Genomic DNA, 15,054 nt, shown 5'->3' on the forward strand with positions numbered 1-15,054 from the left:
AGCCGGCGCTGGTTGCGCGTGCGGCGCGCGCTGACGCCATAGCGCAGCCAATCTTCCTCGCGGGCGATCTTGCGGTCGAGCTTGTGGCGGTCGAGTTCTTCCTGCGCCAGCACCTCGTCGCGCCAGGCCTCGAACTCGCCGAAGCCCTTTTCCATCCGCCGCGTCACGCCGCGATCGAGCCAGACCGTGGCGCGCGAGAGCGAGGTGAGGAAGCGCCGGTCATGGCTGATCAGCACCATGGCCGAACGCAGCGATTTCAGCTCCTGCTCCAGCCATTCGATCACCGGCAGGTCGAGATGGTTGGTCGGCTCGTCCAGCAGCAGGATGTCGGGTTCGGGTGCCAGAACGCGCGCCAGCGCGGCGCGGCGCGACTCGCCGCCGGACATCGAGGCAGGGTCCTCGTTGCCGGTGAGGCCCAGTTCATCGATCAGATACTGCGCGCGATAGGCGTCGTCGCCGGGACCGAGGCCCGCCTCGACATAGGCCAGAGACGTCTTGTAGCCGGTGAAGTCCGGCTCCTGCGGCAGATAACGGATCGTCGAGCCCGGCTGGACGAAACGCTCGGCATGGTCCGGCTCGACGATGCCGGCGGCGATCTTCAGCAGCGTCGACTTGCCCGAGCCGTTGCGCCCGACGAGGCAGACGCGCTCGCCGGCCGAAACCGCGATCTCGGCGGATTCCAGCAGCGGCTGGCCGCCGAAGGTGAGCGCGACGTCGCGAAGATGCAGCAGAGGAGCCATGTGTTGTCCAATGAACGGAACCGCGTTCCGTGAGCCAGCGAGCGGGATAGACCGGCACCGCGCCCCTGTCACGCCCCGCGCCGGGCGGCTCAGGGGACCGGTCGGCGCCGGAGCAGACGCAGCATCGGGCGCTCGAACCCGGCATGCAGCAGCAGCGCCGCCAGCACGGAGGCGGCCATGGCGAGGGCGACGAAGGCGAGCGGCCAGACGCCCCCCGCTTGCAGGACAAGCTCGCGCAGTCCGCGGATCACGAAGGGGTGGACGAGATAGAGCGCATAGGAGGCGTCTCCGAGCCGTGCCAGCGCCTTGACGGCGGCAGGCGGCTCCCCCCCCTCTCGACCGCAGACCGCAGACAGCACGAGCAGCACCGCGGCCGAGCCGTTCCACGCCACCACGCTCCAGCCAGCGCCTTCGCCCTGCCGCGCGGCCAACAGCAGCACGCCAACCCCGGCCAGCGCGGCGAGGCTGCGCATCGGCGCATTCAGACGCAGGCCCCGGCCGCGCAGCACGGCCAGCCCCATGCCGGCGGCGAACTCCAGCACGATCGGCTGGCCCCAGAAGCCGAAGGGCAGCGGCAGCGGCCCCCGCAGCGCCTCCGTCGCGACGAGACCGGCGAGCACCATCGACACGGCCGGCAGCACCCAACGCGCCGGCAGCAGCAGCGCGGCGGCGAACACCCCATAGAATAGCATCTCGTAATTCAGCGTCCAGCCCAGCGAATAGACCGGCTGGACGAAGCCCTGCGTCGACAGCATCGGCCAGAACAGGAGCGAGCCGAGGATCTGCGCGGCGTCGGGCGGGCCCGAGTTCAGCACGGAAGGCTTCACCGCCCCTACAAGCAGGAACAGACCCGTCATCGCCCAGTAGAGCGGCACGATCCGCACCAGCCGGCGCCGCAGGAAGAGACCTGCGGCACCTTGCCGGCCCAGCAGCTCGCGCGAGCTGTGGACCATGATGAAGCCGGAAACGACGAAGAAGATGTCGACGCCCGCCATCCACGGCAGGAAGTGCGCCGGGTGAAATGCGCTACCGCTGACTTGTGCCAGCAGCGCAGCGTCGGGCTGAACATGGTGGACCACCACCATCAGGGCGGCGAGCGCGCGCAGAACCTGGATGGAGGAGATGGACGGCACGCTGCTTCGTCGTTGGGTTGGGCTGGCGGGAGCGCTCAGCCAAACCACAAGCGCCGGGGATCGTCGAGGCCGAAGCGCGACAATTGCGCGGCGATGGCGGCGAGGCCCTGCTCGGCCGCGTCCTGCGCCGTGACGACGTGGAGCGGAATCTTGGCCATCAGCTCCTCGAGCGGCGGCTTGGCGACATAGACGGCGCGCAGCGCGGCCCTGTCGGCCAGCGGCAAGAGATGGGGCGCGATCCCCCCGGCGATGTAGACCCCGCCCGTCGCCTTGAAGGCGAGCGCGAGATCCCCCGCCACACGCGCCAGCAGCCGCCAGAAGCAGACCACGGTCATCAGCGTCGCGGGGTCACCGTCCAGGGCCATCCGGCTGATGTCGGCGGCGCTGATCTGCGGCTCGTCGAGGCCGGAACTGGCCGCGACCGCCTTGTGCAGCCGCACCAGCCCGTCGCCGCTGAGCAGCGTCTCGATCGTCATCCGCGGCTCCTTCGCGGCGAGGATCGGCCAGAGCTTCTCTTCGGCCGGATCTTCCGGCCCGAGGCCGAGATGACCGCATTCGGTCGGCAGCAGGAAGCCGCGCTCGCCCTGCGTCAGCAGCGCCGCCGCGCCGAACCCGGTCCCCGGCCCGAGGACAAGCTTGACACCCCCCTGTTCCGGCTCGCCTTCGATCAGCGTCTCGACGTCGTGGGCTTTCAGCACCGCGAGGGAGGCGGCGAGCGCCTCGAAATCATTGACGAGCAGGCCTTGCGTCAGCCCGAGCCGGCCGGCGATCCTTGGCCCGTCGAAATGCCAGCTCGCATTGGTAAGCTGCGCAATGCGCCCCTCCATCGGGCCCGCCACCGCCAGCACGGCCGAGCGCGGTCGTTGCGGCAGGGTTGCGATCACGCTGTCGAACGCCTCCTCGGCGGTGGCGAAGCTGCCGGTGCCGATGCGGGCGAGATGGCGATGCGGCCGTTCCGCATCCTCGACCAGCGAGACGCGGCAATTCGTCCCGCCGATATCGGCGATGAGAACCGGATAGGCGATGGAGGGCGGGCGCATCAGAGCGGCTTCCGGAACGGCGCGAACCAGCCGAGGCCTTCGAGCGTGCCATGCTCGGGCCGGTATTCGCAGCCGACGAAGCCGCCATAGCCGAGCCCGTCGAGCTCGGAGAACAGTGCCGGATAATCCGGGCCCGACGCATCGGGCTCGTGCCGGCCCTTGGCGCGTGCGACCTGGACATGACCGACGAGGGAATAGAGCGCCTTGAGCCTGGCGGAGACGTCGCCATGGATCAGCTCGCAATGATACATGTCGAACTGGAGCTTGACGTTGGGCCGCCCCGCCTCTTTCACGAAAGCGGCGGCGCGGTCGAAATCGTTGAGGAAGTAACCCGGCATGTCCTTGCCGTTGATCGGCTCCAGCAGCAGGTCGATGCCATGCTCGCGGAGCTTATCGGCAGCATAGGCGAGGTTCTCGCGATAGCTCTGCTGCGCTTCCGGATCGTCCGCATCGGCAAGGCCGGCCATCATGTGTAGCCGCTTCACGCCGGTCTCATGGACATAGGGCAGCGCCTGGTCGATCGAGGCGCGGAACTCGCCACCGCGTCCCGGCAAGGCCGCGATACCGCGCTCGCCCTTGGCCCAGTCGCCGGGCGGCAGGTTGAACAGCGCCTGCTCCAGCTCGCCGCCTGCGAGCGCCAGCCCGATCTGCTCGGGCGCGTGTTCATAGGGAAACAGGAACTCCACCGCCTCGAATCCGGCGTCCGACGCCGCCTTGAAGCGGTCGAGGAAGTCCCATTCGGTGAACATCATCGAGAGATTGGCGGCAAAGCGCGGCATGGGCGTCTCTGGGCGTCGAGCGATCGTGGTCGCAGGCTAGCCTGTGCGACTGCCCGCGTCATGCGGCAACGCGAAACGGCGGGGCAGCGTTCCGCCCAAGCCAAAACGCGCCGTCGTCCCGGGCGGAGCGAAGCGCAGACGGGATCCATGCCGGAGCACGTCCAGGAAAGGTTCAGGCATGGATCCCGGATCGGCGCCGCTGAAGCGGCTTGTCCGGGATGACCCAAGGGCGTGACGTCAGCGGGGCAGCCCCGCTCACTTCTTCTCCGCCTGAGCAGGCGGGTTCGGATCGGCCGAAAAGTGACGGAAGATCATGTCGGGCGAAGACGTGTTGTGGCGCGAGTAATTGGTGCGCCCCATCCAGACATCGGTCGCCTTGCCGCCCTGAAAGGGCATCAGCGGCTCCTCGCGCCAGCCCTTGGCGCCCGGCTCGCGGATGGCGATGCGGGCCACGTCGTTGTTGAACTCGGTCACGTACATCGAGCGCAGCGCGACGAAGCCCTTGCCCTCGCCCACCGGCCTGTCGAGCACGGCGTCGAGCACCATGCGGTTCTCGTCGACGCTGGCCAGCGTCAGCGTGCCGGCATTGCCATCCTTGAAATGCATCTTGAACGAGACCGTCTTCGGGTCGAATTCGATCTCCCTGATATTCACGACCGGGCGGCCCTCCTGCTCGATCGGCCCGAACAGGAAGGAGGAGCCATAGGAGTTGAAGCCGAGGCCCTGCGGCGGCATCGGCCGGGCGCGCCAATAGCCGTCCTGCGGATAGACGACGAGCACCTCGTAGGATTTGTCCTTGCCGAGCTTCCAGAGCTGGACGAGATGCAGCCCCTTCTCCACCCGGTCGCCGACCCGGAACGTCGTGTCGGCGGGGCGCCAGAAGGTCGGGAAGGTGTAGCCCACCAGCCAGTAGTCGATGCTTTCGTAGAAGGTGATGCGCCGAGGCGGCGTCGGCGGCGCGAAGGACGGGTCGCCCTTCATGTCGCAATTGGCCCAGTCGGCGTCCCAATTATCGCGCACGAGACCGGCGGCATAGGCCGGATGAGCCGCCTCGATCTGGAAGCGGCGCACCTGCGGCGACATCGCCTTGATGGTGACGTTGTCCTTCTCGGCACAGAGCACCGGCTCGGACTCGTTCTTGAGCTCGACGGCGATGTCGCCGGCGGCGAAGGCCGGCGCGGCGAATCCGAGGCAGAGCAGGAGGGCGGCGGCGCGGAGGCGCGAAACGGTCATGGCTGGTCGGTCCCGTTCGTCGTCGATGGGTTTGGTCGTCAGATGGCCTGCCCGGGCGGCGTCGCGCAAGCCGCAGATGACGTCAGGCGGCCTTCGGCAGCTCTGGCGCTTCGGCGCTCACGCCGGTGCTGGCGATGGCTTCGAGCACCGGTGCGGTCACGAAATCCTCCGGAATCCCGCAAAGCCCGCGCCGTTCCAGCCAGGCACCGAGCGCGGGCAGCGCCGTGATCATCGCGAAGGGGATGGCGAGAACATAGCCCGCCGTCATCGGCAGCGACCAGAACAGCACAGCCGGCGAGAGCAGCCCCAGTGCGACGAAAAGGAAGCCGCCGAACAGCAGATGTGGCCAGAGCCCGGCGAAGGCGGTGGCGAAGGACAGGGCATGGGCATCGCGCGCCTGCCCGTTCCAGCCGATCCGCGAGCGGCCGAAGAGAAGCCCGACCATGAAGATCGTGGTGCGCAGGGACGACACGGCCCCCTGCAGGAAGGCGAAGACGAGCTCGATCGCCATCGAGGCGAGGAAGCGCGGGAGGCCGCCATAACGCTGCACCGCTCCCTTGCTGATCAGGATGTCGACGAAGCCGGCGAGCTTGGGCGAAAGATACATCGCCAGGAAGACGAGATAGAGCCCGATCGCGACACCGGCCGGATAATCGGCGATGGCGCGGTCCTCCAGCACCTTGAGCGGCAGGAGGCCGATCATCAGCGTCCAGGCCGGCAGGCCGAGGAACATCAGCACCGCCCAGGCGAGCTGGAAGCGGCTCATCGGCTTCAGCCCGCCGAGATTCAGCAGCTTGAGATATTGCAGATTGCCGAGGCACCAGCGCAGGTCGCGCTTGAGGTAGTCGAGCAGCGTCGGCGGGTTTTCCTCATAGCTGCCCCCCTCGACCGGAAGCACGCGCACCTCGTAGCCGGCCCGGCGCATCAGCACCGCCTCGACCTGGTCGTGGCTCAGCACGGCCCCGCCGAGCGGCGCCCTGCCCGGCAGCATCGGCAGATGGCAGTGATCGCGGAAAGGCGCGACGCGCACCAGCGCGTTATGCCCCCAGAACGGCCCGCAATCGCCGCCCCACCAGGCCGAGCCCATCGTGTAGGGGCGCATGCCCTGGCGCATGCCAAACTGGAAGATGCGGGCGAAGGCCGAGCGGCTCGGCATGCCGACGACGAGGCTCTGCAGAATGCCGAGGCGCGGATAGGCCTGCATCATCCGCGCCATCGACAGGATGGTCTCGCCGGACATGACGCTGTCGGCATCGAGCGGCAGCATCAGCTCGTAGCGATCGCCCCAGCGCTCGCAGAAATCGCGGACATTGCCGGCCTTGAACCCGGCATTGTCGCTGCGGCGCCGATAGGTCAGCCGCGCCGGCTCGCCGATCTCCCGCGCCCAGGCGGCTGCGAGCGCCTCCTCGGCCGTCGCCACCGCGGCGTCATTGGTGTCGGACAGCACGAAGTAATCGAACCAGACGCCCTCGCCGGTCGCGTCGAGGCTCGCCTTCACCGCCCGCAGCCGGCGGAAGGCGCGCGCCGGGTCCTCGTTGCGGAGCGTCATCAGCACGGCGGTGCGCAGCGCCAGGGGCTTGCCGTCCTCGCCCGCTGCGGCGAAGGGCGCGACCTCGGCGAGCCCGTCGCCGCGACGGTGGAGCAACCACAGCCCGATCACCGCGTTCCAGAAGCCGAGCACCGTCCAGGGTGCGCCGAACAGGAAGGCGACCAGAATGACACCGTCCGCGACGCTCCAGCCACCGGCGCCGAGCACATGAGCGAGGCCGTAGACCAGCGCTGCGAGCGTGACGAGATTGAGAGCGAGCACGACGAAGCGCCGGCGCGCCAGAGTGGCGGCACTCTGGATGCCGGCGGGCGTGAGGCCGATGGCCTCGATCGCTTGCGCGGGCTGCGCGAACGTGGTCGGAGCAAGGCGCGGGTTCGTGACGGTGTCTGTCATGGGGCGCAGGTAGGCAGGCTCGGGCTGAAGAGATCGGATGCGATGGCGCGGGAGACGGAACCGGCAACCACGGGAGAGGCACGGATTGCAGCCCGTGCGCTCTGGTATACGGCGCCCCGTGAATGCAGTCTGAATGAGCAGAGCCTGCCTGCCCCTGGAGCACAGGACTGTCTCGTCACCACGCTCTGGAGCGGCATCAGCCGCGGAACGGAGCGGCTGATATTCGAGGGCCGCGTCCCGGCTTCCGAGCATGAGCGCATGCGCGCACCCTTTCAGGAGGGGCATTTTCCCTTCCCGGTGAAGTATGGCTATTGCGCCGTCGGCCGCGTCGAGCAGGGCCCCGCCGGCTTGATAGGGCACACCGTCTTCTGCCTCCATCCCCATCAGGATCGCTTCGTCGTGCCGGCCGACCGGGTCTCGGTGGTCCCGCCCAACGTACCGGCCCGCCGCGCCATCCTCACCGCCAATGTGGAGACCGCGCTCAACGCCCACTGGGATGCCGGCTCCGGCCCGGCTGACCGCATCGTCGTTATCGGCGGCGGCGTGCTGGGGCTTCTGGTCGCCTGGCTGGCCGGGCGCATGCCGGGGGCCGAAGTGACCCTGGTCGATGTCGAGCCCGGCCGGGCGGCGCTGGCCGAGCATCTCGGCATCGGTTTCGCCTTGCCGGAGCAGGCCCCCGCCGATGCCGATCTGGTCTTCCACACCAGCGCCAGCCCCGCGGGGCTGGAAACGGCGATCGGCTGCGCCGGCATCGAGGCGCGCATCGTCGAGCTCAGCTGGTATGGCGAGGGCGAGATCCCGGCCTCGCTGGGTGGCGCCTTCCATGCGCGCCGGCTGCAACTGGTCTCGTCGCAGGTCGGCATGATCGCCCCCTCGCGCCGGCCGCGCTGGGATTATGCCCGGCGCACCCGCGCTGCCCTGAGCCTGCTCGCGGACGAGCGGCTGGATGCGCTGATCAGCGAGGAGATCGCCTTCGCCGACGCGCCCGTCGAACTGCCGCGCATTCTGTCGCCGGAATCGCGCGCCCTCACCGCCGCGATCCGCTACTGAAGCCGACATGACCACCGACCGCAGCCAGCCCCGCCCCATGCTCGTGCCGGAGCTGAACATCACCTCCCTGCCGGCGAGCCTCGCCTTCTGGCGCGACCTGCTCGGCTTCCGCATCCTCTATGACCGCCCCGAAGAAGGCTTCGCCGCGATCGAGCGCGAGGGCGTGGAGTTCATGCTCGAGGAATACGACACCGGCCCGGACGAGCGTCTCGGCATCTGGGACACCGGCCCGCGCGAAAGGCCCTATGGCCGCGGGATCAATTTCGAGATCACCGTGCGCGATGTCGGACTGTTGCTGGAGGCGCTCTCGCGCGGCGGTTGGCCGCTCTTCTTCGGCCCCGAGGAGCGCTGGTACCGGGTCTCCCCGCATGAAGAAACCGGCGTCCATCAATTCCTCGTTCAGGATCCGGACGGCTATCTGCTGCGTTTCTCGCAGCCGCTCGGCCGGCGCCCATCCCGGGCCGCTTCGCTCTGAGCCACAGGAGATCGCATGTTTTCCGTCGAGGTCCGCGACCGCATCATGATCGGCCATTCGCTGCCCGATCCCTTCTTCGGCCCGGCACAGGCCATGCACGGCGCGACTTTCGTGGTCGATGTCGCCTTCTTCCGTGAACAGCTCAACCGCCAGAACGTCGTGGTCGATATCGGCGCGGCGCTGGACGTGCTCTCGAAGACGCTGAAGCCGCTGAACTACCAGAATCTCGACGTGCTCCCGCAATTTGCAGGGGTGCTCACCACCACAGAATTCCTCTGCAAGCACATCTTCGACGCCATGAAGGCAGCGGCCTTGTCCGGCGCCCTCGGGGCCGATGGCGCCGGGCTATCCCGCATCCGCGTCACGCTGCACGAGACCGATCTCGCCCGCGCCAGCTTCGAGGGCGCGCTCGCGTGAGCGGGATTGCCTTCGCCATCCCCGGCGACATCGACCTGCCGACCGGGGGTTACGCCTATGATCGGCGCCTGCTGCAGGAATGGCGGCAGGCTGGCATCCCCGCCCGCCATCTGGCTCTGCCGGGTTTCTTCCCCTTTCCGGGCGAGGCCGATATCGCGGCGACCGAGGCCCTGCTCGCGTCGGCGGCGCCCGGTGAGACTCTGCTGATCGACGGGCTGGCCTTTGGCGCCTTTCCGGAAGAGCTCGCCAGACGCTTCGGCGATCGGATCGTCGCGCTCGTCCACCATCCGCTCGCTCTCGAAACGGGCCTGTCCGGTCCACAGGAGGAGGCTCTGCGCGCCAGCGAGCGCGCGGCCCTGCGCCATGCCCGCGCCGTCATCGTGACCAGCCCGCCGACCAAGGACATCCTCGTCTCCGATTTCGGCGTGCCGGAGCAATCCGTCGCCATCGCCATCCCCGGCACAGATCCCGCCCCGCGGACGCTCGCACGCGCCGCGACGGAAACCGTCCGACTGCTCGCAGTCGGCTCGCTGATCCCGCGCAAGGGCTATGAAGTCCTGCTGGCGGCGCTCGCCACCATCGCCGACCGGCCCTGGCACCTCACCATCGCCGGCTCGCCCGACCATGCCCCAGCCACGGCGGCCAGCTTGCAGCAGACGGTCGCCGGCCAGGGTTGGTCGCAGCGTGTGGCCTTCGCCGGGGCCGTCGACGCCGAACGGCTGGACACCCTTTACGCAACGGCGGACATCTTCGTCATGCCCTCGCTTTATGAGGGCTACGGCATGGTTTTGACCGAAGCGCTGGCTCGCGGCCTGCCGATCGTCTGCTCGCGCCGCGGCGCCGGCGCCGAGGCGCTGCCCGAGGCGGCGGCGCTCAAGACCCCTCCAGGTGACGTAGCGGCACTTGCCAAGGCGCTGGCAACTCTGATTGATGCGCCGTCCGAGCGGATCGCGCGCGCGGATGCCGCCTGGGCTGGAGCCGCCGCGCTCCCACGCTGGCGGGACACGGCACGAACCGTCGCGGAGGCATGCCTCGGCGCCGGCGCAAGGATGAACTGATGGCTGGGTTTTCTCCCGATTGGCTCGCTCTGCGCGAGCCCGCCGATCATGCGGCGCGCAATCCGCAGGTTCTCGGCGCCGTCGGATCGCATTTCGCCGGCCGGGCCTCCGTGTCGGTCGTGGATCTGGGTTGCGGTGCCGGCTCCACTCTGCGCGGCAGCTTTGCCGCTCTGCCCGACCGCCAGCACTGGACCCTTGTCGATTACGACGCCGACCTGCTGGCCCACGCTCGCCGGCGCCTCACCGAATGGGCCGACGAGGCACGCGAGCAGGGCGAGGAACTGGTGCTGACCAAGGGCGCAAAGGTCCTGACCGTCGACACCCGCCAGGTCGATCTCGCCAAGGATCTGGAATGGGTATTGGGCTGGCAGCCTGATCTGGTCACGGCCGCCGCTTTGTTCGATCTGGTCTCCAAACGCTGGATCGAGCGCTTCGTCGCCGTGCTCACCAGCCTCAAGCTGCCGCTTTACGCCGCGCTGAATTATGACGGGCGCGAGCAATGGAAGCCCGAGCACCGTGCCGATGCCGGTGTCCACGCCGCCTTCAAGCATCACCAGCATGGCGACAAGGGCTTTGGCCCCTCGGCCGGTCCCGATGCCTGCGATCTGCTGGCGGAGGCCTTCCGCAAATCCGGGTTCGCCGTCTCGACCGGAGACAGCGCCTGGCGGCTGAATGACCGGCACGCTCCGCTGCTGGAAATGCTGGCGCAGGGCATCGCCGATGCGGCGGCCGAAACCGGCCATCTCGATCCCGGCCTGCTGGAGGATTGGCTCGCCGCGCGGAAGACCGCCAGCAGCGCGCTGGTCGGCCATCACGATTTGTGGGCGCGTCCGGTCTGAGCCTCGCTCAGCGGCGGCTCGGCCACATGCGGCCGAGCACCCCGTCGCGCAGGACGAAGCGGTGGAACAGAGCCGCCGCCGCATGCAGCCCGACGAGCCCGGCCAGCACGAAGGCGAGCGTCCCGTGCAGCCCGAGCACGCGGCCGGCCGCAGCCTCGTCCGGCTTGGCGAGAGCCGGCAGATCGAACAGGCCGAAGACGCCCAGTGCCGGGAACAGCGAAATCCCGATCCAGCCGAGCAGCGGCACCACCAGCAGCAGCCCGTACAGCGCCCAGTGGACGAGATGGGCGGCAAGGCGCTGCGGGCCGGACAGGGACGGCTCGTCCGGCGGGGCGCCATGCAGCAGCCGGTAGATCAGCCGCCCGGCGGCCAACCAGAGCAGGATGAAGCCCCCGAGCTTATGCGCGCTGTAGAGCGCTTCGGTCAGCCCGTCCCAGAGATCGAGGGTTTTGCCGCGATAGGTCATCGCCAGCCCCAGTGGCAGCAGGACGAAGACGCCGATGGCGGTTAGCCAGTGCAGGATGCGGGCCGGCCGCGCATAGACGCGCTGCGTTTCCGGGGTTGCTCTCGGCATGGCCTGCTCCGCGGCGGTGATCGTAACGTCATTCATGCCATGTTCAATCCGGGAGGCCTATGGGCTGCGCTGCGGCTATCTCGACTGCGACAGGGTGCGGCTCCGGAAGGGGCCGTACCGGAGGAACTCCTCCGATATCGCAGACGTTGGTAGCGGTGTGCGGGATGTGATCCTATATCCACGGTCCGGCGTATCTGAGACATTCCTGGGCCAGACGGCCCGCTCTGATGGATTTCCCTCATGCCTGAGTCGCGTAGTCTCCTGGGCCTTCCCGGTGAAACCGATCTCGTCACCGTCGACAGGGCCATCTCCGAATTCCGGTCCGGGCGGCCCGTTCTGCTGCGGCAGGACGATCGCCTCGCCATCGCTCTCTCGGCGGAACTGGCGGACCCCGACCTGGTCGCACGCCTCGATGCGCTGGCCTCCGGCGGGGCTCATCTCGTGCTTTCTGCTGCGCGGCTGCGGCGTCTGGGCGCCAAGGGGCGCGAGGAAGCCGGCATTTTCGCCCTGCCGAGCATCGATCTGGAGCGAGTCGAGACGCTGGCCCTGAAGATCGACGGCCGCATGGATGCGCCGATCGCACCGGCTTCGGCGCTCGACGAAGCGGCGCTGGAGTTGGCGCGCCTGTCGCTGGTCCTGCCGGCGGTGATGCTGGTCTATGTCACGGCCGAGCAGATTGCGGCCGAGCCACTGATCGAGGTCTCCACCAACGCGATCGGCGGCTACCGGGCGGCCCAGGCCGCGACGCTCAAGATCGTAGGCCGTGCGCCGGTGCCGCTGGAGGGCGCCTCGGAAACCGAATTCGTCGTCTTCCGCGGCGGGGAAGGCCTACGTGATCAGGTCGCCATCGTCGTCGGCAAGCCGGACCTGTCGAAGGCGGTGCCGGTGCGCCTGCATTCAGCCTGCCTCACCGGCGACCTCTTCGGCTCGCTGAAATGCGACTGCGGCGACCAGCTGCGCGAGACCGTCCACTGGATGGCGCAGAACGAGGGCGGCATCCTGCTCTATCTCGACCAGGAGGGCCGCGGAAACGGCATCTCCAACAAGATGCGCGCCTACAAGCTGCAGAGCCAGGGCTGGGACACCTATGACGCCGACGAGGTGCTGGGCTTCGATCTCGACCAGCGCCATTTCGACTTCGCCGCCACGATGCTGAAGCAGCTCGGCGTCGCTCACGTCGTCGCGCTCACCAATAACCCGCAGAAGATCGGCGCCATCGAAGCCGCCGGCCTCGAGGTTGCGGCGAGCCAGCGCGTTCTGGGCCGCCCCAACGCCCACAACGTCCGCTATCTCGCTTCCAAGCGCGACCGCGCCGGCCACATCATCGACATGGACGCGCTGATGGCGCGCGCCGCGCCGACGGATTGACCGCCCGGCGATTTTCGGACACCCCGCTCCCATGGCGAGGCCCGACGATCACATGGATGCCGACGAAACCCGACGCTGGCCGCTGGCCGGCGTCTGTTTCATCGTCTGCGCGGCCTGGCTATGCCTGTCATGGCCATGGCTTTCGGGCGCCCTCACCATCCCTTGGGACGCCAAGGCCCATTTTTATCCGCAGCTTCAGTTTCTGGCATCGAGCTGGCACCAGGGCCTCTCGCCCTTCTGGACGCCTTATGTGTTCTCAGGCTCGCCCCAGGTCGCCGACCCGCAATCGCTGATCTTCTCGCCGCCTTACGCGCTGGTTGCGGCGCTGGATTCCGACCCGGGCTTCCGGCTGTTCGATGGCGCCGCGCTCGGCACGCTGCTCGCCGGAGCGCTGGCGATCGTGATGATCTTTCGCGATCGCGGCTGGCATCCGGGCGGCGCGGTGGTCGCGGGCCTGGCCTTCGCCTTCGGCGCGGCCGCCGCCTGGCGCATCCAGCATATCGGGCAGGTCCTCAGCCTGGGTTATTTCGCGATCGCGCTCTTCCTGCTCTCCCGCGCGCTCGAACGCGGCTGCATCCGCTATGGCTTTGCCGCCGGGCTGGTGGCTGGCTTCATGGTGCTCGGGCGCGATCAGGTCGCGCTGCTGGGCGTCTATGTGCTGGCGGGGCTCGTCGCCGCAGCGATCGGGATGGCGCGCCAGCCTTTGCGCGCCCTGCGCTCCAGCGTGAAGCCGCTGCTGGCCGGGGCGCTCGGCGGCGTGCTCGTCGCCACCATCCCGATCCTTCTGACGCTGTTCATCGCGCAGGAATCCAACCGGCCGGTGATCGATTTCGTCGAGGCGGGCAAGGGCTCGTTGCACCCGGCCTCGCTCCTGACCGGGCTCATCGCCAATCTCTATGGCGCCGCGGGTCCGCTCGCCGATTTCTGGGGCGCGCCGAGCCCGGCCTGGGAGGCGCGGTTCGGCCCGCTCGAGCTCTTCCTCGCCCGTAATATGAGCCAGCTCTATCTCGGCCTGCTGCCGATGGCGCTCATCCTCACCGTGGGACTCGTGCGCGGCGCTCTGTTCCGGCGCGAGATCGTCGCCCTCACCATTGCCGCCGCGATCATGCTCGTCTTCGCGCTCGGCCGCTATACGCCCGGCTTTCGCCTGCTGTTCATGCTGCCGGGGATCGACTTCTACCGCCGCCCCGCCGATGCGCTGTTCATCCTCGGCGCGCTCTTCGCGATTCTCGGCGGCTATCTCGCCCATCTCCTTCTCTCCGGCCTCGCACCGAAGCCGCAGCGCTGGCAGATCGCGCTCGAAGCGCTGATCTTCGCGGGCGCCTTCGTGGCCGCGCTCTGGCTTGCCTGGACGATCGGGCGCGTTCATGTCGCGCTGGTGCCGCTCGCCACCGCCCTTCTCTGCGGCGTGCTCGTGGCCGGGGCGCTTGTCGCCGCGCGCGGCTTCGCCCGGCGCGGCGCGGCGATGGCTGCCGCCATCGTGCTGGGGGCGACGATGACCGTGGATCTGTCGGTCAATAACGGCCCCAGCGAATCCACCGCCCTGCCCTCGGCCATGTTCGACGTGCTGCGCCGCGACACCGGCAACGAGACCATCGCGGTGCTCAAGCGCGAAACCGCCCGAACCGCCGCCCCGGACCGGCGCGACCGGGTCGAGCTCGCGGCGATCGACTTCCATTGGCCCAATGCGAGCCTCGTCCACCAGCTCGAGAACACGCTGGGCTATAATCCGCTGAGGCTCGGCCTTTACACCAAGGCGACCGGCGCCGAGGATCAGGTCGCCCTGCCCGACCAGCGCAAATTCTCGCCGCTGATGCCGGGCTACCGCTCGCTGCTGGCCGACATGCTGGGCCTGCGCTTCATCGCCACCGGCGTACCCGCCGATGAGATCGACCGCAGGCTGAAACCGGGCGACCTTGCGCCCATCGCGCGCACGCAGGACGCCTATATCTACGAGAACCCGCGCGCTTTGCCGCGCGTGCTGGTCGTCGGCGAGGCCAGGCAGGCCGATTTCGACGCGATCCTGGCGAGCGGCCAATGGCCGGAGGGCTTCGATCCGCGCCGCACCGTGCTGCTCGACCGCCCGCCTCCGAGCGCCTCGGCGCAGCCCGGCCCGGCCCAGCCCGGCGCCGTCGCGATCCGCGATTACGGCACGACCACGATCAACCTCGCCGTCGACGCCCCCTCCGGCGGCTATGTCGTGCTCAACGACGTCTGGCACCATTGGTGGCAGGTCGAGATCGACGGCCGGCCCGCCGAGATCCTGCGCGCCAATGTGCTGTTCCGCGCCGTCGCGGTGCCGCCCGGCCGCTCGACCGTGCGCTTCGTCTTCCGGCCACTGGAGGGGTTGTGGCGGGATGTGATGGCGCGGCTGACGAAGCGCGGCAGCGACCGTGCACCGTGACG

At 68.9% G+C, this 15,054-nt stretch carries 14 protein-coding genes; 7 read left to right on the forward strand and 7 right to left on the reverse strand.

Annotation, left to right across the window (positions count from 1 at the left end):
* The 6 genes from ACOJTB_RS15440 to mdoH all read right to left on the reverse strand — a co-directional run.
* A partial coding sequence (locus ACOJTB_RS15440) for an ATP-binding cassette domain-containing protein (protein WP_420103410.1) occupies window positions 1-740 on the reverse strand: 740 nt, incomplete at its 3' end.
* Window positions 741-829: 89 nt separating this feature from the next.
* Window positions 830-1,873, reverse strand: coding sequence for an acyltransferase family protein (locus ACOJTB_RS15445; RefSeq protein WP_420103411.1), 1,044 nt, complete (start codon window positions 1,871-1,873; stop codon window positions 830-832).
* A 35-nt stretch (window positions 1,874-1,908) separates the two neighbouring features.
* Window positions 1,909-2,913, reverse strand: a complete 1,005-nt coding sequence (locus ACOJTB_RS15450; protein ID WP_420103412.1) for a glucokinase — start codon at window positions 2,911-2,913, stop codon at window positions 1,909-1,911.
* Complete coding sequence (gene otnI / locus ACOJTB_RS15455; RefSeq protein WP_420103413.1) at window positions 2,913-3,692, reverse strand: 2-oxo-tetronate isomerase; 780 nt, start codon at window positions 3,690-3,692, stop codon at window positions 2,913-2,915. Before otnI ends, ACOJTB_RS15450 begins: the two co-directional genes overlap by 1 nt.
* A gap of 255 nt (window positions 3,693-3,947) precedes the next feature.
* Window positions 3,948-4,925 carry a hypothetical protein gene (locus ACOJTB_RS15460; RefSeq protein ID WP_420103414.1) on the reverse strand — a complete coding sequence of 326 codons (978 nt, stop codon included), beginning with the start codon at window positions 4,923-4,925 and terminating at the stop codon, window positions 3,948-3,950.
* A gap of 82 nt (window positions 4,926-5,007) precedes the next feature.
* Entirely contained in the window at window positions 5,008-6,867 is a 1,860-nt protein-coding gene (gene mdoH, locus ACOJTB_RS15465; protein WP_420103415.1) for a glucans biosynthesis glucosyltransferase MdoH, read from the reverse strand.
* A gap of 258 nt (window positions 6,868-7,125) precedes the next feature.
* On the opposite strand from mdoH, the gene ACOJTB_RS15470 reads away from it, so the two are divergent.
* Genes ACOJTB_RS15470 through ACOJTB_RS15490 form a run of 5 tightly spaced genes read left to right on the forward strand, consistent with a single transcriptional unit; the run spans window position 7,126 to window position 10,706 of the window.
* Window positions 7,126-7,917: a zinc-dependent alcohol dehydrogenase gene (locus ACOJTB_RS15470; RefSeq protein ID WP_420103416.1), complete on the forward strand. Its 792-nt coding sequence runs from the start codon at window positions 7,126-7,128 to the stop codon at window positions 7,915-7,917.
* A 7-nt stretch (window positions 7,918-7,924) separates the two neighbouring features.
* Complete coding sequence (locus tag ACOJTB_RS15475; RefSeq protein WP_420103417.1) at window positions 7,925-8,392, forward strand: bleomycin resistance protein; 468 nt, start codon at window positions 7,925-7,927, stop codon at window positions 8,390-8,392.
* 15 nt (window positions 8,393-8,407) lie between these two features.
* On the forward strand, window positions 8,408-8,809 hold the full coding sequence (locus ACOJTB_RS15480) for a 6-pyruvoyl trahydropterin synthase family protein (RefSeq protein ID WP_420103418.1): 402 nt from the start codon (window positions 8,408-8,410) through the stop codon (window positions 8,807-8,809).
* Window positions 8,806-9,867 (forward strand): glycosyltransferase family 4 protein, encoded by a 1,062-nt coding sequence (locus ACOJTB_RS15485; protein ID WP_420103419.1) that lies wholly within the window; start codon window positions 8,806-8,808, stop codon window positions 9,865-9,867. Before ACOJTB_RS15480 ends, ACOJTB_RS15485 begins: the two co-directional genes overlap by 4 nt.
* On the forward strand, window positions 9,867-10,706 hold the full coding sequence (locus ACOJTB_RS15490; protein WP_420103420.1) for a class I SAM-dependent methyltransferase: 840 nt from the start codon (window positions 9,867-9,869) through the stop codon (window positions 10,704-10,706). The genes ACOJTB_RS15485 and ACOJTB_RS15490 overlap by 1 nt, the downstream gene beginning before the upstream one ends.
* Window positions 10,707-10,713: 7 nt before the next feature.
* Here the strand turns inward: ACOJTB_RS15490 and ACOJTB_RS15495 are convergent, their stop codons facing one another.
* Window positions 10,714-11,280, reverse strand: coding sequence for a cytochrome b (locus ACOJTB_RS15495; protein WP_420103421.1), 567 nt, complete (start codon window positions 11,278-11,280; stop codon window positions 10,714-10,716).
* Window positions 11,281-11,520: 240 nt separating this feature from the next.
* On the opposite strand from ACOJTB_RS15495, the gene ribA reads away from it, so the two are divergent.
* Together ribA and ACOJTB_RS15505 are read left to right on the forward strand one after the other, a co-directional pair.
* Complete coding sequence (gene ribA / locus ACOJTB_RS15500) at window positions 11,521-12,648, forward strand: GTP cyclohydrolase II RibA (RefSeq protein WP_420103422.1); 1,128 nt, start codon at window positions 11,521-11,523, stop codon at window positions 12,646-12,648.
* Window positions 12,649-12,679: 31 nt separating this feature from the next.
* Window positions 12,680-15,052: a glycosyltransferase family protein gene (locus ACOJTB_RS15505; protein WP_420103423.1), complete on the forward strand. Its 2,373-nt coding sequence runs from the start codon at window positions 12,680-12,682 to the stop codon at window positions 15,050-15,052.
* Window positions 15,053-15,054: the final 2 nt, after the last annotated feature.

The sequence above is a fragment of the Allobosea sp. genome (genome assembly GCF_048595345.1).
GTDB lineage: Bacteria > Pseudomonadota > Alphaproteobacteria > Rhizobiales > Beijerinckiaceae > Allobosea.

Bases quoted from the DNA above. Each gene is read 5' to 3' on its own strand.
- ACOJTB_RS15480 (WP_420103418.1), top strand. From the start codon at position 8,408: ATGTTTTCCGTCGAGGTCCGCGACCGCATCATGATCGGCCATTCGCTG.
- mdoH (WP_420103415.1), bottom strand. From the start codon at position 6,867: ATGACAGACACCGTCACGAACCCGCGCCTTGCTCCGACCACGTTCGCG.
- ACOJTB_RS15470 (WP_420103416.1), top strand. From the start codon at position 7,126: ATGCGCGCACCCTTTCAGGAGGGGCATTTTCCCTTCCCGGTGAAGTAT.
- ACOJTB_RS15450 (WP_420103412.1), bottom strand. From the start codon at position 2,913: ATGCGCCCGCCCTCCATCGCCTATCCGGTTCTCATCGCCGATATCGGC.
- ACOJTB_RS15505 (WP_420103423.1), top strand. From the start codon at position 12,680: ATGGCGAGGCCCGACGATCACATGGATGCCGACGAAACCCGACGCTGG.
- ACOJTB_RS15495 (WP_420103421.1), bottom strand. From the start codon at position 11,280: ATGCCGAGAGCAACCCCGGAAACGCAGCGCGTCTATGCGCGGCCGGCC.
- otnI (WP_420103413.1), bottom strand. From the start codon at position 3,692: ATGCCGCGCTTTGCCGCCAATCTCTCGATGATGTTCACCGAATGGGAC.
- ACOJTB_RS15490 (WP_420103420.1), top strand. From the start codon at position 9,867: ATGGCTGGGTTTTCTCCCGATTGGCTCGCTCTGCGCGAGCCCGCCGAT.
- ribA (WP_420103422.1), top strand. From the start codon at position 11,521: ATGCCTGAGTCGCGTAGTCTCCTGGGCCTTCCCGGTGAAACCGATCTC.
- ACOJTB_RS15460 (WP_420103414.1), bottom strand. From the start codon at position 4,925: ATGACCGTTTCGCGCCTCCGCGCCGCCGCCCTCCTGCTCTGCCTCGGA.
- ACOJTB_RS15475 (WP_420103417.1), top strand. From the start codon at position 7,925: ATGACCACCGACCGCAGCCAGCCCCGCCCCATGCTCGTGCCGGAGCTG.